Below are 19,157 nucleotides of genomic sequence, written 5' to 3'. Positions count from 1 at the left end.
AAAAAAACCACCCGAAGGTGGTTTGTGATTAATCCGCAGTGGCTTGTGTGATTCGTGTTGAATATTTCCACGAGGTCGGCTTCCATACGTCCCGTGCAGCAACACGAACATAATATGTTGTCGTTGATTGCAAGCCAGTAATCGTGCAAGCATTTTCGCTACCCGTCCAACGTGCAGCTGTAGTTTCGGGATCAAAGTTCGCATTAGTGCTGATCCACACTTGGTAATCTTTCAAATCAGGCACTTCACTTGGAATCCAAGTCACTGTGATCGAATCTGCAGTTGCCGATGTGTACACGTTCAACAATTGTGGTGGCACTGGATTACTGATATTTAATTCAGCAAAGGTACTGACAATCGAACCGTTTTTACTTGCGACACGTACTGTATAAGCACGTTGAATACCATCGATTTTCGCTTCATCCATACTGTATGAATAATCGGTATTCGTCGTTTCAATTGTTCTTAGCAATACGCCATTTGACCAAATTTGCACAACGTAACCAGATGCGCCTGCGGCTGATTGCCATTGCACTTTGAAGCTAGTACCAACGAATGCTGACTGCAGTGACAAGCCTTTCACACCTGCAGGACGACCACCATTAATGGTGTAACTGTATGCCGTTACTTCATCTAAGGTTTCTTCTTTTTGCTCAAGACCATTGAAGCTTGTGAACTTTAAATAAATCTGTTTACCGATCATATTTGAGTTGAAGTCATATTCAAAAATGGCTCGGTCAATACGAACAAATGATTCACCTGAACTGTGTGAGCTTACATCATCAAAACGACCACGAAGCATGCCACTTAATGTATAGCGCCCTGATCCATCCAAGGTTGCATCAACATAGTTGATATATTCATCACCGACTTTACACAAGGTTGCATCAACTTCAGCATCTTCAAGCGTACCACCAAAGATTTGAGATGATGTATTCAACTGTACTTGCATCGATGTGTCATCCGCATCAATGGCTGAAACTAAGGTACCGTAACGAGCAGAGCCATAGATAGTGCCGATCATTTCATAAGTCGTATTGTCTATACTTGCCCAGACGTTACAGCCACCCCAATTAATACCACCAGATGCAGCCACCCAAATTTGATTTTTTCCATCGGTTAATTCTAATGGAGGCTCAAAAATTGCCGGTGCATTGACATTACCTGGTTCTTCATTGCCACCTTGATACCCATTCGAGGATTGCAGGTCATATTCAACTGCTGAACGAGATCCGACTGCTAACTCTTCAGCGGTAATCGAAAGTACCCCCGCCTCATCTTCTTCAACTCGTGTGATTCGTACTGGAAACTGATTTAAACCTAAAGATTCGTCTGTGATGGTCACAATGTCCATTGGTTCAAGTCGGCAGTACTTCCAACCCAATTCGAACTCATATTCATTTCGAACATAGAGTCGTCGCTGTAATAGCAATTGCACCGCATGACGGGCAATTTTTGGCTCACAGAAAAAGTCGAACTTGACTGGATCTTGTGTACGCAGCCCAAACATTTCAATGTTGGCTTGGTCCTTAGCTTCAACGGTTTCTGTGTTGTACTGGTTGAAGCGATTCACGTACTCAATTTGGCAATGGTTGTATGCATCGGTATCGCGACTTCGACGCACACGTACTGGCTGATCTTCACCTAAGAAATCATCATCTGTTAAGTGATATACCGGTTCAAGATTTGGCGTAAATGTCACGCCATTTCCTGTCACTGCACTGTCACCGTATGAACGGATTTTCAAGCCATCGGGACTTGGTACCACTGCACAATTCACCGCTTCAACAATTTCATTGATGATTTCAAATGCTTCACGCTGTTCAGTCAAAGCAGGACTGATCAACAAATTAGTGGCTGCACAATAGGTTCGAAATTCAGATAAATCTGCCATATTCAAACTTGGTGCCGCACCATATCGTGGATTTGTGATGAAATCTACAATCACATCAGCTGGATTGGCATCATGGATTGTTTCTGAAAAAGTAATATCGCTAATCACTTCAAAATTATGATTCGATAATGCTGCACTACCACCCAGATCATAATTAGCACATGCGACATATCCAAGGAACGGATAATGCACCGCCTCATCTGGATGCTTTGATGCTAAATAGCCCCAAACAGCATTTTGATCCCCATCGAACAATTCAAATCCGATCTGATCAATTGGCTTGAGTTGCACACCGCCTTCAGTTTTAGTGACGATCTGTTCTTTATCACGCCAGATGATGCCAATGTCTTTGATTTTGTTTTCACATAGACCCAACATCAAAGAGGCTGAATAAGTATATGTTGTGTTTTTAGTCTTGGTTTTACCACCTTTACCACCTGATTTTGTCACTGTGGTATGCGGTGTGGCTTTAAAGTCGCCATACCAAAACATGTTGGCTGCTACACGGTTTTTGCCATAGACCAATGGCTGAGTCAGACCATACGCAGATTGCTGAATGCGCATCGAATTGATGCGCTTATCAGATGTGCTGACTGTTGTAGTCCCAAATATTCCGCCCATTATTCTTTTAGCCTCTTCATACGAAAAAAGCCCGCAATTCTGCGAGCTAGACTTCCTTTTGTGCCATCTTGGAGTATTACTCCCTGATGTAAATAGGAGTGAATAATCGTTGGCCATTGGACGACAATTGCACCATGACTGATGCACTTGCCAAAGTGGTATAAAACAATGTCACCAGGCTGTGGCTCATCGACTTCATCGCACACGGATAAAACATGCTCTAAATATCGTTGGCCAAGCTGATGCATGTGCCAATCTGGTGGATATGGACGCGGATCTAAGTGATCCATCAAGCCCACTTTTTCATAGACTTCACAGATCAGTGTTCCACAATCCACACCCACGCCTTTGACTCGGCCCTGATGATGATAGGGGGTGCCGAGCCAAGTTAGGGCTTCGGCAACGGCTTCGAGGTTTTTCATCTTAATTAATAACTCATATAGCTTATGATTTTACTCACAATAAGATTCGCTTGACGTTCGCTACCAGCCGAATTTGGGTGTAATCCGTCATATAGGTATTTTCCAGCACCACCCTGAACTTCCAATTCACGGATTATTCCACTCTCTTTGTTTTGATCAATCAGAATAAAACCATACCGCTTCGCCATTTTTCCAAGCCCATCAAGTAAAGGCTCTAAAGATTCAACCGTACTGGATGCACGTTGTAGCGGATTCGCATAGAAACAAACAGCATCTGGCCAAGTATTACGCAACGTCCAAAAAATCCAGCGCGCAGCTTCTAAGCAAATAGTCTGATCAAGATCCTCAAGTGTAGCTTTTGACATAGCTGCTTCATAAGATCCGAGATTTGTTAAGCCGTCATTTGTTCCACACGCGACAACGATCACATTTGGCGCTTCATTGTTTAATATGGCTTTATCAACTTGATTCTTTAGATATTGATAATGTGTAACACCTGTTCTATTTCTAAAAGCTGCACCACTTTTCGCATAGTTACGAAACACTGACATTTTCAGCATATCTTTTGCAAAAACAGGCCAATTTACTCGTCTTGAAGTACTATCAAAAACTTCGTTATCGACATCAGATGTTTCAGTAATAGAATCACCGAAAAAAAGATAACTTGCACCATGAGCTTTTGACTTTGTACCTTCCCCTGCTAAATCAGTACCGTAAATTTGTTTCAATTTTCCACTTATATATGGTGTGAAATCGGTCGGTTGATCTGAAATTTCAAATTGAATTTGTGAGGGATCACTGGAATTAACATTCGCTAATTTCAGAGTCATTTGAGCATATTTAGAACCAGCAGGTATTGGGAATGTTTTATAAGTTAAACTTGGTGAAATACTAGCAATATCAGTAATATTACCATTCTGATTTAAGAAACGAATTGCTTTATATCCACCAACCCCATTTCCTAAGAAACCGCTTACTGTTAAATTACCACTTGGCGGAACTTCAATAAAACCACTAGAAATAGCGCCGACTGAATCGTTCAATTTGCCTTCTGCTGTTACTACTTTATCAAGCACAACATTCGTCGGATCAAATATATTCTTAGAACCTGGTTCAAACTTTGCGTTTAGTATTGTATTTACGGTTTTTTCTGCATCTTTATTTAGTACAACTTCATTCTCATCTAAAATTTTAGCACCGTAAATCTCTACTGCTTTGCCTCTAGCATAAGCAACCCAAGTTGTTACTGAGTTACCGAATTCAATTTGTATATCTTTAGTATTTAATACAAAAGTATCAGTCGTATCTTTTAATGTGATCTGGAAATATTTAGCATTAAAAGGGACAGTAAGCACAGTTTGTAAGAGTGTTTTATCAATTGCCACAACTGACATTACAGACAAGTTTTTATCTAAAAATCTGCAATATTTCGTATACGCTGATGATATTAATCCACTTATAGCAATACTTGATCCTTTTGAAACATCAATTAATCCAGTTGTTATTGAAAGTCCGCGATCAACAATAGCACCAGTGCTGTTTAAGTTTTTCCCAATTAACACATTATCTGGGTCAAATATGTTTTTATTTGCAGGTTCAAATTTAGGTTTAATTAAGTCTTCAACTTGTGTTCTTCCCAATTTTGTACCGTATATTTCAATTAATTCACCCTGTACATAAGCAGTAAAAGCTGTAGCAACGCTTGAAAATTCAAATTGTATTGACTCAATATTGATATCAGTGTTGTTTGCTTCTTTCAAAGTCATCTGCGCGTACTTTGAACCATTAGGAATAGGGAATGTTTTTGATGTTAAATTTGATGCAATACTGCTCACAGTAATTACACTCATATCATCTTTTAGAAAGCGAATAGCGCGAAAACCGCCGACACCATCACCTAAAAAACCACTGACAGTTAAATTCTGCTGATTTTGTACATCAACATAGCCGCTAAGAATTGCATTTCTTTTAGCAGAAATTGAACCATCAGAAGTTATAGAAAAATCCCTTGCCACGTCTTTAGGGTTAAGAACGTTCTTAGATAATGGTTTGAATCTAGGCTTTGTTTTATCAAATAATAGCTCTTGAAAGCCTGTCTCTTTTAGTTCATTGAATTTTATGTCGGTATGATCATTAGCCATTTTTAATGGATCATATAAACTCTTTGTAAGGCTAGTTACACCAGATGTTGCCTTATAATATTCACCACCACCCTCAACGCTCAAAACTTTTACGGATACACCTAGTGGAATATTTTCAATATCAGCGTTAGCTTCTGCGAGTGTTGCATAAGACTTGTAATAACCATTCGCTGTCGCAGACTGACGTTTATCAAGTTCATCAGTAAAATTAAGCAGCTTACCCATAGCTTGCTGGAATTTACGCTGAGTAATATTAGTACCGATAAATTCAAGAATATTTGGTAAAGGCATTTTCCTACCCCATAAAAAACCCAGCTCAAAGGCTGGGTATGGATTAATACAAATTTGATTAAACTGCGGTTTCTGGCACAGGAATAAATGGCGCACCACGGAAACGGCTAAAATTATTGAATCGATTTTGGCAAGTCTCTAAGCGTTTATCACATCCTGGATAAACTTTGATTCGTTGCCCTGCCTGCGGGGCATCTAACAATGGCAAAGTCAATAATAAAGCACCTGATTCATGCATGCGAACCGTCCGTTTTAGACCAGCATTTCCACCGTCCAGAAACTCGATCACGCCTTGTGTGAACCATCCCTGTGGTTGATTCACTTGGCATAAAATTCGTGCTGCAGTACTGCCTGACTCAATTGTTGTTTCAACCATGAAGTTTTCGCGCAGCAAGCCACATGCGCCATCAAACAAAGTGTTTGAACAACTTGGCTGATATAGATTTCGCGGCATTTGCACATTCAATTCATCCAGATCTGATGCAACACTGGCATGAATTGAATTACGATCTAAGTCAGGCTCAATGATTCGACCTTCGAACAACTTAATGGTGCCGGCACTGGTGTCCGTTGGCATACTCTTATCCATAAATATGCGCTCCAACTTAAATCGAGCACCATCTAATTGGCCATTATGAAACGCTTGAACAACATTAATGCCGTTCCATTCATTATCATCAATACAATTAATGCTGATCGATAAATTATCAACTTCAATACCGAGTGACAGACTAATTCCTTCCCGGCTGATGATCGGACCTTTCGAACTATATGCTTGACCTGCAACAGTCAAATCAAAGTCATAATTCGTATATCTGAATACATCACCCTGCACAGTTGTAATCGTATAGAGATCTGCCATTACAAACTGATCAGCATCAAGCAACGCAATTAATTTTGGAGAAGCAGCTCTCATACTTTATTTCCTAAAGATCCCACCAGATCAACTCTTTTTGCGTTCCAAAGTTTATGCATAAAGTTCGTAAACTGTTGCTCATCATCAGCAAATCGACACCGATAATAAAAAATGCCATCAACTTGCAACGTATCACCTTCAGCAAGGGGTATCGGTAAATTCAACAAACCGTTCTTTGTAATTTCATACTGTGTTACCCACATTTTTGCCTCAAGATCAGTCCACATTGGTTGATCAAGATCATCACTCCACATAAGAGGGTCTTCAGATACAAACTCAGCCGTATGACTTACCGGTATTTCTAGGCTGGCCATTTTCTTATGCAATTGAAAAAAAGTGGTTTCACCATCACCAGTAAAAGTGCAATTAAACTCATAATCATCAGGCATTTTGAAAAGAAATGAATCGAAAGCGCCACGGCGCTCTAAAAAAAAACTTTCAAGTTGCTGTAATTCACTCCTACCATTCTTTTCGCGTAAAAATGCAAATGACATTGAGATTTCATACTTAGGAATGGCTTGGTAACTTGCGCGAAGCTCCCGACCGTTCACAGACGTCATTATTTTGGTATTAAAAATGGGAGTTTTTGACAACTCCCATTCAAGACCAGGTAATTCAGGAAATAATACATCAGACACAAAAACCTCCTTAGGTACCGAAATTACGGCGATGGCCCTTTAATCCACTCGCCAATTCACGACCATGCTTTTCAAAGAAACGCTTTACGTCACGTGAGTCAAAGGCTTGAATTGAGAAATGGTTACTCACTTGCTGACTTGGAGTTTGATGTGTGCCAAAGCCTCCATCTGCACTAAGTGACTTACCTAAGGCACGAATCGTATTCGCGTGCTGCTTAGGTAAAACCATTTCTTCTTCGTGAAGTTGTGTCATAGGGTTTACACCAGCAGGAATATCGTAACCACCCCGAGCAGATGCCACTTTTCCAACAATTGCTGATACACCCGCGAATGCAGCAATACCAGCCGCCACACCCAATGCAGGACCTACGATTGGAATAGACGAAAGCGCAGCCCAAGCACCAGCCATAGCCTCCCAAGCTGACATCATGATTGACTTTAAGACTTCCATGAGCTTTAAACCTAAACGAGCAATTACACCTGTTGAAGTTGCAGCGGTTTTCATGCCTTCACCAGCTACCACAGCACCAGTCTGAGCAGCTTGCCCAGCTACTTCAGCCGCCGTCTCTGATTTGATAAACCCTAATTTAATCACCATACGAGTTGCTAAACTTGCAGCGTATTTTTTCAGTGGTTCACTAATCATGCTTTGAATAAATGCCCCTGCCAGTTCTGTAAAAATGGCATTCATGGCATTTTTCCAAGTCAGCGTGCCATTCATCATGGACTGAATGCCTTTATCCCATAGACCAGACATGCGTGACGTCAGATCCCCAAACTTATCTTCAAAGTCTTTCATTTGAGCATCTGAAATCATGCCTGGTGCTTGGATATCAGATACCGATCTTTGATGATCTAATGCACTGATTTCATTGGTTACGCCACTTACCCCAGAACTATTCCCAGTGAGTTGACTTAGCTCTTGTTCAAGATCTAGGCGCTCCTGCAATCCAATACGCTTGATGGCATACAACTGTTCTTCAAGTTGTTTTGCAAGACGTACCTTTTCAACATTATTGATTCTTCCAGCATCAAGATCAGCATCCAAACGTGCCATTTCTAGCTCGAATATTTGCTGAGACAAAATCATTTTGCCTTGAAGCTCTTCCTCATGAAGTGCCTTGAGTTTTTCAAGCTGCTCAATTCGAATAGCTTTGATTTTGTCAGCGGCTTCCTGCTCAGCTTTGATTGAAAAAGCTTTCTTATCTTCAGCTGACAATATAGAAGAATCAATATTACTAAGTTCTTTCTTAAGATCTAAAGCAACCTGCTTGCTTTCATCTGCATATTTATACTGCAGTGCTAGCATTTCCTTTTCAGCTTCTTCAGCTTTGCGGATTTGCTCTTGAAGTGATTTATCAAAATCTGAAGATTCAGTCCCTGCTTCTACACCGTTAACGCCAGCCATGTAACCCTTGACGTTTTTCACGTACTGGCGATTAATTGGACCAATACCGGTACCACGATCAACATTCCCTTCACCTGCATGATAAGCAGAAATAGCCTTGTTGATATCACCATACTTATCTAGCAAGAAACGCATGTATTTGGCTGCGCCTTCAGCAGCTTGTTTTGTGTCGAATGGATCAGATACGCCAAAGCGCGTGGCGGTCATATCCAGCATTTGAAAGTTGCCTTTCGCCGTGCCGTATTTAGTCTGAACGCCTTCAACATTTCGACCCTTAGTCTCTTGCATGTTAAGAGCTGATAGCATGCCACTCGGCAAGCCATACTTGGCTTCAAAGCCTGAATAGTTAAACTTTTCAGCATTCGCTTTTACACGTGCATTGACCTGCAAGATCTGTTGCTGTTTTTCAAGCTCCTTAGTTTGACGTTTTTGAGTCTCCTCAGCTTTCTTTTCAGCCTCCTCACGCGCTTCAGCTGCTTGTTTACGCTTCCAGTCCGCTTCTTCAGCCTGTTTAACAGCTTCAGGCATTGCACCGTCTTTAGCGGTGTATCCCATACCTGCCTTATCACGAGCATCTGCCATGTGCTCAGCACGCTCACGCGACACACCACCAACGTTCATGTTGTGTTGAATATAGCGTTCTCGTTCAGACTGTTTGTTAGATTCACGAACATACTCCATCTGCTTTGCAGTCAAATTGGCTAATGCAATTGCTTTATCGTTGATGGAATTTGTGTGTTCCTTATTATCCTTAGTACCTTGTGTCACAACATGGTTATAAGTCTTTAGAACACCCTGAGCATCAATGACTGCTTTACGCTCTTTATTAACGGCAGCTGCTTTCTCATCAATGCCTGTTTTATGCTTAGCCTCAACAGTTCGAAGATTGTTGATACCAGTAGCCAACTGATCCGCATTTAGTTTGCCTTGCAAATATTGGTCATATAAGTCTTTCGCCGTCTTCTTATCAGCCTCAGAAGCATCAGAGTGACTAATAAGCGCACGCACCAAGCCTAGTAATGCAATTTCCTGTTTACGGAATCCTTGTTCAGCTTTGGATAAATCTGCTGTAGCTTGTCGAGTCAATACACGCTGTTGAGCCTTATCAAGCTTTTCATATTCCTCACGAAGTTGAGCAATTGTTTTGCCTTGTGTACTTAAAGCAGGTACTGCTTCATCACTGCTTCGTTTCATGTAAAGGAATGCAGCACCTGCCGCTAGACCTTGAAATGCCAACATACCTAAGCCAGCAGGCCCACCGAGCAATGCTGAAGCACTACGTAAGACACCCATCGCCGTCGCGGTACGCATTGCCTGTCCTTGAAGCGCAGACAATTGCATCTGGTATGCCATACCCTGGGCCACGCCGATCACAAACTCTTTAGCCAATACGGCGCATTGAACAACTAATTTGGCTGAAATAGCTGCACCTAAAGCGATGGCCACAGCTTTAATATTGTCAAAGTTCTGCGCAATAGCAGTCACTGCAGGCGTTACTGAATTGATCAGCATTGCCTGGAAACCTTGGAACTGAAGTTCTAATGTGTAAAGGTTTTCTTTTGCTTTACCAAGATTGTTCACCATGTCCTTTGACATGATTGCACCAGCATTCTTGGCTTCCTCACCCCATTTTTTAAAACCTGCACCGCCGTCTTTAAGTAGTGGAATCAATAGACTGCCATCATTCACAATCTGTTCCATGTAGGTGATGACTTCAGCGTGCGATAAATTGGCTTTTTCCAAACCGTTGTAATATGCCTGGATAACTTCTGGACCACTTAAATCCTTGAACATATCAATGGTCACACCGATTTTAGGTGCAACCTTCTCGAAAAAATCCATCATTTCGCCTTCACCACGGCGTGCTTCACCGAGGCGATCTAGCGCATCCTTACCCATCATGCCGAACTGTTCTAAAGACAGACCAGCCGTTCTAGCACCAGCAGCAAAATATTGAAAGTCTTCAATTGACTCACCAACAACTTGGGACATCTTTTGGACTTCAGATGCAGTATTAATCGAATTTCGAGTGAAATTCACCAATCCATCTACTGCCAACACTGAACCAATACCAGCGGCAATTTTTTTACCTAAGCCCAGCATTTGAGTTGAGATATTGCTTGAAAGATTATCGAAAGTCTTTTGAACACCTGACACGTCAATTTTGAAGTCAACTTTTTTGCCTGTGACTTCAATTTCCTGCGCCGTATCTTTAACAATACTTTCGGCTTCATTCATGCCTTTTTTAAGTTCAGAAGTCTTCGCACCAACGTGCACTTCCACTCGATTGTTGCTCATAATTCCTATCTCACAGGCACAAAAAAACCGCCGTGAGGCGGTATGAAAATTTTCAGGTATTAAAAAGCACTCTAAGGTGCTTCTTTAAGTAAGTTTCAAAACTATGGGAGTTACTGTTTTGTTCCTAAGTACAGTACTGCGTTCTGTCTATTGCTATTTTCTGCCACTGCATAAAGTGATTTAATTGATGAATCATAATAAACCACACCCTTTACAGACTGTCCTGCTAAGAGACAAGGTGAATAACCAAAAGCTAAATCAACATTGTAGTAAGGTGCATTTTCTTCAACTGCTATTTTCCCCGAGAAAGTGCAGCCACTTTGTCCCTTACCTGAAATCACTCCCGTATTTGAAATTGTTAAGGTTGCCTCTTCAATACCTTCAACTATCGCTGATTGACCTATATAAGATCCTGCAATTGTCGTGAGATTGGATACCGAATTATTTAAATCAGCATCATATAAAGTGTCAAATGTAACCTGATTTGACGGCGTATAAGTGATCGTTCCATTTAGGCTCTTTTTAGTTTCAAAAGTACCATTAATAGATGTGTCGTAAACTGCACTACCACCAAAATAAAAGTCTTTCCCTTTAATCGCTTTTACTGTGTTACCAGAAACAGTTAAGTCACCAGTCATGAAGCCAGTAATTCCGTTAGAATAAGGTGGTGTGTATAGAAACCAGAATTTATTATTTTTATCTACCAACCCAATAACATTTTGCGCTTGATTGGTCTTGCCAGTGTAAACACCAGTGATTTCAGCATTAGCTACAGGTGTTTTATCTCCCTCATTATTAGAAGAAGATGAATTACCCCCGCCACCACCGCAAGCACTTAAAGCTAATGCTAAAAACCCAAATCCAAGTACTTTTTTCATGGTTATATCCAAGTTGTTATAAAGTCACACAAACTTTAACCAACTCAAATCTTTAAATCAATCAGGGCAGCCTTAGCCACCCTGAGGAAAGTTCTGCAGATCCGCAAACAAATCATATTCATCATCGCTTTGAGTATCTTCTGAACCAGTACTGTCTTCAATCCCCATAAATGCCTCAAGAATCCGACACAGACGCTGAATGCCAACATGGCTGGGAGGACACTGCTTTTGATACGCATTCAATGCTTTGACTCTTGGAAAATCCAATTCATTACGCACATAGTCGTAATCCTTGCCTAGAGTTAGCACCAAATGCGTGTACAGCTCCTCCCAGTCTATTCCCCCGATTCACCTTCTTGAGGTTCATCACCTGTATAAACCAGACCTGATGCACCCATGACCGTTTCAAATACGTCATTGACGTGACCAATATCTAGCAGTTCATCAGCCACGTATTCACGTGTAATGTCAGGGTAATTGCGCTTTAAGGATTTAAAAGCAACATCTGCCACTAAAGCGAAATCGCTTGGATCGAAGCTTTTTAGCTTAGGCATCAATTGTTCAGCAGCACCCAATGACAACGGCGCAAAAATCCAAATTTGGCCATTAATTTTAATGGGGTTACCACGTGGGTGATCGACCTGGTTAAATTGCATGTGATGTTACTCCGAAGTAGTCCATTTGAAGACGCGGTTTAAGTCGTCAGCCATTGGCTGGAATTCAAATTCAGGTAGATCGTAATCATCCTGTTTTGAGCTGAACGCCAATTTGTTGCTAACACAGCGGAAGAATTCCATTCCAAAGAACTTACCTTTGTAGTCGCGGAACAAATCAACACTGAATTCAGGGGTGTAGCCCATATCCAAGTTGCTTACGATGCCCGACTTGGCGCCTGCCACCGTCGCAGTGTATTTGAAGCTGATAAATACGGTTTTACCCACATCGGCAGATGCAAAGGTATAAACACCTGTCGATTCATCCACACTGTATTGACCTGCAACCGGTGCACTCGCCACACGCTTTAATGGAATAGCTTTGGCATCAGTCACGCCTAAATCTTTCAAGAATGTACCGCTATTCGGGACCACTGGCGTAACTGACGCTGCAACGACTTCACCATTGATGGTTTGAGCGACTGCAGTAATACCACCTTCAGTGACCACGCCACCAAAGAAAATGGAATTCAGTAATGCGCCGTTGATGCGACCCATGGTTGCTTTACACTTAATCGAACCTTTACCGCGTGCGGCATCCACGGCGAACTGACCACGGCCATAGAGTTCTTTCAAGTCATAGCTGATATCAACTGACGTTGACTGCAGTACGCCCACTTCAACTGGTGTGCCGTTGGTGATTGGATTACCGTGCACATCCTGTAATGGTGTGGCAAAGATTTTACCGGCACCAAATAAATATTGAGCCATATCGACCTCTTAAAAATGAGAAAACCGCCGTATTGGCGGTCATGGAATTTATGAATTGCTTTAGGTAGTGGTGAGGATCCGTATCGGAATAATGGCAATCCCTTGGTCATCAAGCATATTTTCCACTGCTTCAAAAACTTCGATCGTGCCCTCGATCCAACAATGCTCGACCAATCCTCCTAAGGTTTGGTATTCGCAGATGTCAGGATGATCAGGCGCAAGCTTGGCACGTACTTGATCAATCATCTGATTTAACTGCACGCTCGGCGGTATAGATGGATTTGATTCATGAATGTAAACGTACACTTCCGCTTCAAGTTCAACCTTGGCATCCAAGCCTTTGATCGGTGCTTCAGTCTGGTTGCCTTGCGTCACAAATAACGCTGGGCGCTGTTCGGGTGTAACATGGTTAAAATGCCTTAGCCTGCGACTCGTGGTTTTAATCCCATCGATACCCGATAGACGATCAAACAATGCCTGGTAAATGGCTTCACTATTCACTGCTCAATCCCCTTTCAATTGCAGCATCAATATTCTTCGGCACACTCTTCGCCACTTCATCCAATGAATCACGCATAAAACGGCGCTCTTTCATATCGACTTTACGAGAATGGGCTTTGATCATGATTTGACGTGCTGTGATCGGCTGACCAAAGACTTTCTTGATCATCCGAAGATGCGCCTTAATGGCCAATGCACCTTTAAGCCCAAATTCATGAGCAAAGGCATAAGGTACCAAAGCACCACCCGCACCGACTGTACCTTCGATCCAATCCTTACCCTCTTCCACCTTAGATGCAACAGATCCCCTTAAACGCCCAGACTGCACATTCAAGCGCTGACCTGTCAGCATGTCTTCCTGAATAGTGCGCTGAAGTTTAAGTGTGAGTGCATTTACCGTGCGCCGTATTTCAGCACGTACACGTTCATTGACCTCGTTAAAATCAACATCAGCATCAACACGGTAATCACTCATACATCACCTACTTTGCAGCAGCAGTTTCTTTTTTAGGTTCTGCTTTGATTTCAGGTACCGCACGTTTAAAACCATGTGGTGCCAAGATGTGTGCAATGTCGGTATCCGACTCGATCACACCTTTTTCAACCTTGTATGTGGTGCCTGCAATTTCAAGCGAAGTCGCTTTAAAGTTTTCAGGCGCTTGATACTTAAATGACATGCCTTGCTCCTAAACAACGAAAGCACCAACACCGATACGATTGGGATTGGTTCCATCATTGCCAACTGGAATTGAATTTTTTAATGCCAGGTAACGCTGACCATAAATACTTTGGTTATAAAATGCATCAGTACCCGAACGTGAAAAACTCACGCTCTGACCTGCAATAGTCATACTTGATGCATCTGAAAAGCTGTTACCTGACTTTGATTTATGTGCAACTCTGAGAATATGTGCTGCATATAGACCCACAGCACGTTCTTTCAGATCACCAAATTCAAGTGCCGTCACAACGAGATCCGCTTCTTCTAACGCATCTGCAATTTCTGCATCGGCTAAATTAAGTAGCGCCGTGTCGTACTTGAACTTCAATTTAAAAGCTTGTGGGTCCATAGATCACCTTATTCAGTGGCTTGAGCAAGTTTGGCTTGCAACTGCTCAAGGGTTTCATCTTCAGCAAAGGTGATTTCAAGATCAGTCAGCGCTTTACGCACATCATCAATCGTGAGCTCAGGAGTTTTGGATTCATCCTTGCCTTTACCGTCGTCTTTACCCGATTGAGCGCCTTTACCACGACCTGAAACAGGCTTTTCAGTCGCTTCTGCAATTTCTTCAACAGCCAGTTCACCTGCATCAATCAAATGCTTAGCAAACTTATTCTTTTGAAGTGCTTTATGGTGATTGGCTTCAACTACTACGGCGATCCCTTTAGGTAAAGTCACCAGGCCTGAAAAAACAAAAGCGGCATTAGAGCCGCTGTATGTATATGAATATTTAGCCATGAGATTTTAATCCTTATGCATGGTCAAGGTAACGAAGTGAATCAACACGCTTCAGCCAAACGCCTTGGTATTTGTAATGACCAGGCACAAGTACATCTAAGCCTTTCGGTTGCGCTGTTAAGAACTCAACGCTGTCACCTTTAAACTGGATACATGATGGATCACGGCGATAAATGATCGAACGGTCAGCGCCTGCAGTACCTTTGCCATTACCACGACCAGAACCACGAATCGTTAATGGCTTACCCTGAGTGGTGAAGATGTTGTTTTCTTCAATGTACTTCAGGAATGTTTTACCGCCAGAGTTTGGTACCACACGTGTTGAAAGGTGTGTGTACTGCGCTGATGCCATCAAGTAGGTATCTGGCTCAATAGACGCATCACCGTCAAACAGGTTTGCTGAGTCAGCCAGCGAATTATTGAAGTCAGATAAAACTTCTTCAATGGTCGCCGTAGCCCAGTCATGCTGACCTGTCACGATGGTCACGCCTGTTTGGTTCAAGAAGCCATTCACCTGTTCAAGCTGTCCACTGGCATTGGCTTTGGTGTAACCATACCAAGCGACATTCGACATGTGCTTTTCAGCCGCCAAGTTTGCAGCCTGAACTTTATCTGCTTCGATTTGAAGCCCCATTTTTTGTGCAGTCGCCAATTCAACGATTGAATATTGATAGCCAATCACACCAACTTTCACTGGCAGGCTCACAGTGTCATATTCCACTTCTGCAAGCGGGATATCATCACCAGTACCAGCATAATCCTTACCTAAGCCTACGCCTTTTTTACGAGAGAGGATTTCACCACCACCATAAACCGCATTGACGTTGGTTACTGGGATGAACTTGGCATAATCAAGGACCTGCGCCAGCTGTGGTGTAATTTCGTTCTGTTCTTCGATCTTAACGAAGAGCTGTGCCAATGCATCCATGTTGAACGCATCGCCAACTTGTGCCTGAATGGCATGTGAAATCGGCGTTAAACGCGCTTTCATTTTTGCTAATTTGCTCATGTTTAATTAAGCTCCACGAAGATTAAGAAGGGCTAAACCATCGGCACCGGTCACGGTTTCCCATGCTGCACCTGGTAATTCTGTTCCGTCAGTTGCTGAGCTCGACAATGAACCCAACGGCGCTGCAGTGGTACCGTTTGCTGTTTTTACATAAACCGCTGCGGTAATGTCTGTGACTGGTGCAGTCGGTTTGACCCAAATCGCACCCTCAAACATGATCGGCAACATGTCACCAGCTTTATAGACTTCCTTGCCTGAAGCATCTTTGCCAGTCTTGCCAACGCCGTGGCGTACTACAACACCAAAGCGTGTAGGTGTAGCACCAGTCACAGACTTCACAGATTTACCGTCAGTCGTGCGGACAACCACATCACCGTCATTCACATTCACTAGGCCTGACAATGGCAGTGACAGTACGACCTCTTTCGTGGTTAAACGGCCACGCTGACCGACCACCGCATTTAATTGCTGAACCATGATTCAAGTTCCCCTTAAATTGTTTTGTATGCAGCAGACTTGTCATAACCCTTATTTTCATTCGGGTCTTGATTATTGTTTTGCTGTTGTTGCTGTTTATGCAAAGCATCACCGACAGCATTGCCTGGTGTGGTCGTTTTTACCGCTGACAATGCACGGAATACCGTGTCGACTTGCTCAGGCTTAGCGTCACCCACGGGGACACCACCAAGGACAGCAACGACTAATGAATCACCTGCTTTCGCGGCAATCACATCACGCTTGATCTGCTCACATGAACAGCCTTCAGTTTTGATACCTGGTACCAATGCAACGGCGTCCGCAATGACAGAAGCACGTTCTGCAACGACCTGATCAAGTTTTTCAGGTGTCATTTGGTTTTGTTCAAGATCGCCGACTTTCTGCTTCAGCTGTGCATTTTCAGTCTGTAAAGTGTCCACCAATGCTTGAACCGCTGGTAATTCATCACCAATCGCAAATTGCTTGTCACCGACTTTCAGTTTTGCCGCTTTCAAGTTTTCAATCTGGTCTTGCTGGATTTTCAAGGCATCCGCTAAGGGCTTGTTATCGCCGATATCGAAACGAATACCGTTTACAACTACTTCCATTGTTTTTCCCTCTGTTGGGTTTGGGTTTTGGTCACCGACGCGACAATCACCGCCACAGCGACCGTATTTCACCAGCGCCACGTGATTGCCTTTAAAATTGATAAAGCGAGCTTGATACGGCGTACCATCAGGTGCCGTGCCTTGTTCAAGGACAAGATCAGCTGCATAGCCCAATGAGATTTCGACACGCTCATTGTTTTGAATGGCATTGATGCTGTTCTGATCTTTAATGATCAGATCACCGACCATGAAATCACCTTCCTGACGCACGTTTTCACATTCGCCAATGTGGTATTCCTTCCAGTTGGAAGCATTGATTTCATTCTTTGGTGGGTGATAGTCCGTTGCATCTACGCCGTCGAATCCTTTAATGACTTCAGGTTTGAATAGATCCTCAGCTGCAACATAGACATTGATGACCTGATCTGCTGAGAAGCCTTCTAAATTTGGAAATTCATAGGCGTAGTACTGACGTACTTGAGGTGCTTTGGCCAAACGTACGTTGACGCACTTCAGATACCCTTCTTGAGTAAATGAGCGTGTACTTTCGCTTGGTGCAAAGTCCCCAATTTTGAGTTGGTAAATTTTATTCATGAGTTAATGACTCAGTTTTTGTAGGATTCCGCATAAAAGAAGTGCACAAGCCACAATTGCCGCCATGTGTAACAAACATCGACCAAACAATTCTGAGTCGTTATCTGGCACTGATGATTCAAGATTTTCAGAAGGTGGTGGTGCAGGCGAAGGTCTTGACCTAAATTGCTTATTAATAGTTGATAGTTTTTTTGGTTGTTCACAGGAGGTATCTAATTGATTTAGTGAATCTTGGTCATTAAAAAAGGGCTTATTCGCCCTTATTTCTTCCGCTTTCTTTTTTATGCTATTCGCAATCATTTCCAAATCGTGTTGATCCAAACAATTACTAAAAGCTGGATAAATCTGACAGTCTGAATAACAACCCTTCATGACATCCCAATCGGTAGCAGGCTGTGGTACTGCTTTTTTGTTTTGAGCTTCCAGGCGGCGATAAAAACGCTCTTTGGAAAATTTCTTTTTACGCATGACATCACCTTTCTGTGGGCAATAAAAAACCCACCGAAGTGGGTCAATGTTCAAGATCAATCAAGGCTTAAGATACACTCGAATTGAGTGGCCACCTCGAGCAGCATTATAACTATGTTCAACATCACGCACGGTACCTGAAACTTCGTCGCCGTGTTCAGTTGTACCGGTAAATATTTCACCAATTCGAGGTACAACTTCTAAGTTCGCATCAATGGCTAAATGATCGTGATTAATAACTTCTACTTTCATAAATAATTCCTATCTAATGGGAATCAACTTTATGAAAGTTATAAAATTTATTCAATACAAACCCACCTATGTGGGTTAAAAATTTGAAATTATGCAGTAACTAACTTAGGTTTTGGCGGTGATGGCTTAGCCTTAGGTCTTGGACAAGTAGAGCGCTTTCCATCAATATGCTCGGATAAATCAGGTGGTATCGTTTTGTGCATAGGGTCTAAAATAAAATCTACACCCTCTCTCCTAGCTAGTTTTGCAGCTGGTAAAAAATCTGAATCACCTGAAACCAATATAATTTGATCTACAAATTTTTTATACGTCAAGCTTGCTACATCAAGCCCTATTTTCATATCCACTGTTTTTTGAGTAACTTCTAACTTAAAATCATCATCAGTTAAAGAATTATAATCTCGCTTGCCCGACAAAAGCTCCTTCATTGTACTTGGCTTAATTGTCCAACCACTTATTTCCGAAAGATATCCCATTCTAAGTGCAACTTTTCTTTGCTCTTTAAGACACTTAAAAAACTCTTGTCTAAAAACTGCCATTTCTGATTTTGAAAAATCAACAGCCTTCTTTGAGATTGGATAATGATGTTTTTTAGTTAAAGGCTCACAATCGTAATAAAAAATTCTGTATAGCTCATGTTCTCTTTTATTACTTTTAGTTTCACTGCTGCTATTTGTAGTCTTGTCTCTACGACCTTCTGTTAAATGATACAAACACATTGTATATAAGTTTTTAGCAGCTGCCTGAGGAGTATTATCTTCGGGTTTTGTATAAATTGTTTTATATCTTTTTAAAAAAAAAGCACCATCAACTAAAATTGCAGTTCTTGCCATATATCCCCCAGATACACAAAACCCC

At 42.1% G+C, this 19,157-nt stretch carries 21 protein-coding genes; all 21 read right to left on the bottom strand.

Translation table 11 applies throughout. From position 1 onward, the window contains the following. Positions 1–28: 28 nt before the first annotated feature. Positions 29–2,515, bottom strand: coding sequence for a phage tail protein (locus tag AC1M9C_RS02570; RefSeq protein WP_481953176.1), 2,487 nt, complete (start codon positions 2,513–2,515; stop codon positions 29–31). Continuing rightward, on the bottom strand, positions 2,515–2,937 hold the full coding sequence (locus AC1M9C_RS02565; protein ID WP_481953175.1) for an NlpC/P60 family protein: 423 nt from the start codon (positions 2,935–2,937) through the stop codon (positions 2,515–2,517). The genes AC1M9C_RS02570 and AC1M9C_RS02565 overlap by 1 nt, the downstream gene beginning before the upstream one ends. Before the next feature lie 5 nt (positions 2,938–2,942). Then, positions 2,943–5,369 carry an SGNH/GDSL hydrolase family protein gene (locus AC1M9C_RS02560; RefSeq protein WP_481953174.1) on the bottom strand — a complete coding sequence of 809 codons (2,427 nt, stop codon included), beginning with the start codon at positions 5,367–5,369 and terminating at the stop codon, positions 2,943–2,945. A gap of 58 nt (positions 5,370–5,427) precedes the next feature. Further along, entirely contained in the window at positions 5,428–6,285 is an 858-nt protein-coding gene (locus AC1M9C_RS02555; protein WP_481953173.1) for a DUF2163 domain-containing protein, read from the bottom strand. Then, positions 6,282–6,923 (bottom strand): DUF2460 domain-containing protein, encoded by a 642-nt coding sequence (locus AC1M9C_RS02550; RefSeq protein ID WP_481953172.1) that lies wholly within the window; start codon positions 6,921–6,923, stop codon positions 6,282–6,284. The genes AC1M9C_RS02555 and AC1M9C_RS02550 overlap by 4 nt, the downstream gene beginning before the upstream one ends. 10 nt (positions 6,924–6,933) lie before the next feature. Continuing rightward, positions 6,934–10,629, bottom strand: a complete 3,696-nt coding sequence (locus tag AC1M9C_RS02545; protein WP_481953171.1) for a lytic transglycosylase domain-containing protein — start codon at positions 10,627–10,629, stop codon at positions 6,934–6,936. 110 nt (positions 10,630–10,739) lie between these two features. Next, entirely contained in the window at positions 10,740–11,507 is a 768-nt protein-coding gene (locus tag AC1M9C_RS02540) for a hypothetical protein (RefSeq protein ID WP_481953170.1), read from the bottom strand. 72 nt (positions 11,508–11,579) lie between these two features. Continuing rightward, on the bottom strand, positions 11,580–11,816 hold the full coding sequence (locus AC1M9C_RS02535) for a hypothetical protein (protein ID WP_481953187.1): 237 nt from the start codon (positions 11,814–11,816) through the stop codon (positions 11,580–11,582). A 26-nt stretch (positions 11,817–11,842) separates the two neighbouring features. Then, on the bottom strand, positions 11,843–12,163 hold the full coding sequence (locus AC1M9C_RS02530) for a hypothetical protein (protein WP_481953169.1): 321 nt from the start codon (positions 12,161–12,163) through the stop codon (positions 11,843–11,845). 6 nt (positions 12,164–12,169) lie between these two features. Beyond that, positions 12,170–12,931, bottom strand: a complete 762-nt coding sequence (locus tag AC1M9C_RS02525) for a hypothetical protein (RefSeq protein ID WP_481953168.1) — start codon at positions 12,929–12,931, stop codon at positions 12,170–12,172. A 60-nt stretch (positions 12,932–12,991) separates the two neighbouring features. Then, positions 12,992–13,432, bottom strand: a complete 441-nt coding sequence (locus AC1M9C_RS02520) for a hypothetical protein (RefSeq protein WP_481595303.1) — start codon at positions 13,430–13,432, stop codon at positions 12,992–12,994. After that, positions 13,425–13,907 carry a hypothetical protein gene (locus AC1M9C_RS02515; protein ID WP_481953167.1) on the bottom strand — a complete coding sequence of 161 codons (483 nt, stop codon included), beginning with the start codon at positions 13,905–13,907 and terminating at the stop codon, positions 13,425–13,427. The genes AC1M9C_RS02520 and AC1M9C_RS02515 overlap by 8 nt, the downstream gene beginning before the upstream one ends. A gap of 7 nt (positions 13,908–13,914) precedes the next feature. After that, positions 13,915–14,109 (bottom strand): hypothetical protein, encoded by a 195-nt coding sequence (locus AC1M9C_RS02510; protein WP_481595305.1) that lies wholly within the window; start codon positions 14,107–14,109, stop codon positions 13,915–13,917. A 9-nt stretch (positions 14,110–14,118) separates the two neighbouring features. Beyond that, positions 14,119–14,502, bottom strand: coding sequence for a DUF4054 domain-containing protein (locus tag AC1M9C_RS02505; RefSeq protein WP_481953166.1), 384 nt, complete (start codon positions 14,500–14,502; stop codon positions 14,119–14,121). Positions 14,503–14,510: 8 nt separating this feature from the next. After that, on the bottom strand, positions 14,511–14,891 hold the full coding sequence (locus AC1M9C_RS02500) for a hypothetical protein (protein ID WP_481953165.1): 381 nt from the start codon (positions 14,889–14,891) through the stop codon (positions 14,511–14,513). A gap of 13 nt (positions 14,892–14,904) precedes the next feature. Further along, positions 14,905–15,900 carry a DUF2184 domain-containing protein gene (locus AC1M9C_RS02495; protein WP_481953164.1) on the bottom strand — a complete coding sequence of 332 codons (996 nt, stop codon included), beginning with the start codon at positions 15,898–15,900 and terminating at the stop codon, positions 14,905–14,907. Between the two features lie 6 nt (positions 15,901–15,906). Then, positions 15,907–16,377, bottom strand: coding sequence for a structural cement protein Gp24 (locus AC1M9C_RS02490; RefSeq protein WP_481953163.1), 471 nt, complete (start codon positions 16,375–16,377; stop codon positions 15,907–15,909). A gap of 14 nt (positions 16,378–16,391) precedes the next feature. Next, positions 16,392–17,579 carry a DUF2213 domain-containing protein gene (locus tag AC1M9C_RS02485; protein WP_481953162.1) on the bottom strand — a complete coding sequence of 396 codons (1,188 nt, stop codon included), beginning with the start codon at positions 17,577–17,579 and terminating at the stop codon, positions 16,392–16,394. Positions 17,580–17,582: 3 nt separating this feature from the next. Continuing rightward, the gene (locus AC1M9C_RS02480) at positions 17,583–18,047 is read right to left on the bottom strand and encodes a hypothetical protein (protein ID WP_481953161.1); all 465 of its coding nucleotides are present in this window, start codon (positions 18,045–18,047) and stop codon (positions 17,583–17,585) included. 60 nt (positions 18,048–18,107) lie between these two features. Further along, positions 18,108–18,299, bottom strand: coding sequence for a hypothetical protein (locus AC1M9C_RS02475; protein WP_481953160.1), 192 nt, complete (start codon positions 18,297–18,299; stop codon positions 18,108–18,110). An 89-nt stretch (positions 18,300–18,388) separates the two neighbouring features. After that, a complete protein-coding gene (locus AC1M9C_RS02470) occupies positions 18,389–19,132 on the bottom strand; it encodes an NYN domain-containing protein (protein ID WP_481953159.1) in 744 nt (247 codons plus the stop codon). Between the last annotated feature and the right edge of the window lie 25 nt (positions 19,133–19,157).

The organism is Acinetobacter sp. 24-47-39 (genome assembly GCF_056783825.1).
This window is presented reverse-complemented; position numbering and strand designations above follow the sequence as displayed.

Excerpts from the sequence above, each read along its gene's own strand:
- AC1M9C_RS02525 (WP_481953168.1), bottom strand. The coding sequence starts at position 12,931 with ATGGCTCAATATTTATTTGGTGCCGGTAAAATCTTTGCCACACCATTA.
- AC1M9C_RS02560 (WP_481953174.1), bottom strand. The coding sequence starts at position 5,369 with ATGCCTTTACCAAATATTCTTGAATTTATCGGTACTAATATTACTCAG.
- AC1M9C_RS02545 (WP_481953171.1), bottom strand. The coding sequence starts at position 10,629 with ATGAGCAACAATCGAGTGGAAGTGCACGTTGGTGCGAAGACTTCTGAA.
- AC1M9C_RS02540 (WP_481953170.1), bottom strand. The coding sequence starts at position 11,507 with ATGAAAAAAGTACTTGGATTTGGGTTTTTAGCATTAGCTTTAAGTGCT.
- AC1M9C_RS02510 (WP_481595305.1), bottom strand. The coding sequence starts at position 14,109 with ATGTCATTTAAGTATCAAGCGCCTGAAAACTTTAAAGCGACTTCGCTT.
- AC1M9C_RS02475 (WP_481953160.1), bottom strand. The coding sequence starts at position 18,299 with ATGAAAGTAGAAGTTATTAATCACGATCATTTAGCCATTGATGCGAAC.
- AC1M9C_RS02565 (WP_481953175.1), bottom strand. The coding sequence starts at position 2,937 with ATGAAAAACCTCGAAGCCGTTGCCGAAGCCCTAACTTGGCTCGGCACC.
- AC1M9C_RS02515 (WP_481953167.1), bottom strand. The coding sequence starts at position 13,907 with ATGAGTGATTACCGTGTTGATGCTGATGTTGATTTTAACGAGGTCAAT.
- AC1M9C_RS02490 (WP_481953163.1), bottom strand. The coding sequence starts at position 16,377 with ATGGTTCAGCAATTAAATGCGGTGGTCGGTCAGCGTGGCCGTTTAACC.
- AC1M9C_RS02505 (WP_481953166.1), bottom strand. The coding sequence starts at position 14,502 with ATGGACCCACAAGCTTTTAAATTGAAGTTCAAGTACGACACGGCGCTA.
- AC1M9C_RS02485 (WP_481953162.1), bottom strand. The coding sequence starts at position 17,579 with ATGAATAAAATTTACCAACTCAAAATTGGGGACTTTGCACCAAGCGAA.
- AC1M9C_RS02500 (WP_481953165.1), bottom strand. The coding sequence starts at position 14,891 with ATGGCTAAATATTCATATACATACAGCGGCTCTAATGCCGCTTTTGTT.
- AC1M9C_RS02530 (WP_481953169.1), bottom strand. The coding sequence starts at position 12,163 with ATGCAATTTAACCAGGTCGATCACCCACGTGGTAACCCCATTAAAATT.
- AC1M9C_RS02570 (WP_481953176.1), bottom strand. The coding sequence starts at position 2,515 with ATGGGCGGAATATTTGGGACTACAACAGTCAGCACATCTGATAAGCGC.
- AC1M9C_RS02555 (WP_481953173.1), bottom strand. The coding sequence starts at position 6,285 with ATGAGAGCTGCTTCTCCAAAATTAATTGCGTTGCTTGATGCTGATCAG.
- AC1M9C_RS02495 (WP_481953164.1), bottom strand. The coding sequence starts at position 15,900 with ATGAGCAAATTAGCAAAAATGAAAGCGCGTTTAACGCCGATTTCACAT.
- AC1M9C_RS02470 (WP_481953159.1), bottom strand. The coding sequence starts at position 19,132 with ATGGCAAGAACTGCAATTTTAGTTGATGGTGCTTTTTTTTTAAAAAGA.
- AC1M9C_RS02480 (WP_481953161.1), bottom strand. The coding sequence starts at position 18,047 with ATGCGTAAAAAGAAATTTTCCAAAGAGCGTTTTTATCGCCGCCTGGAA.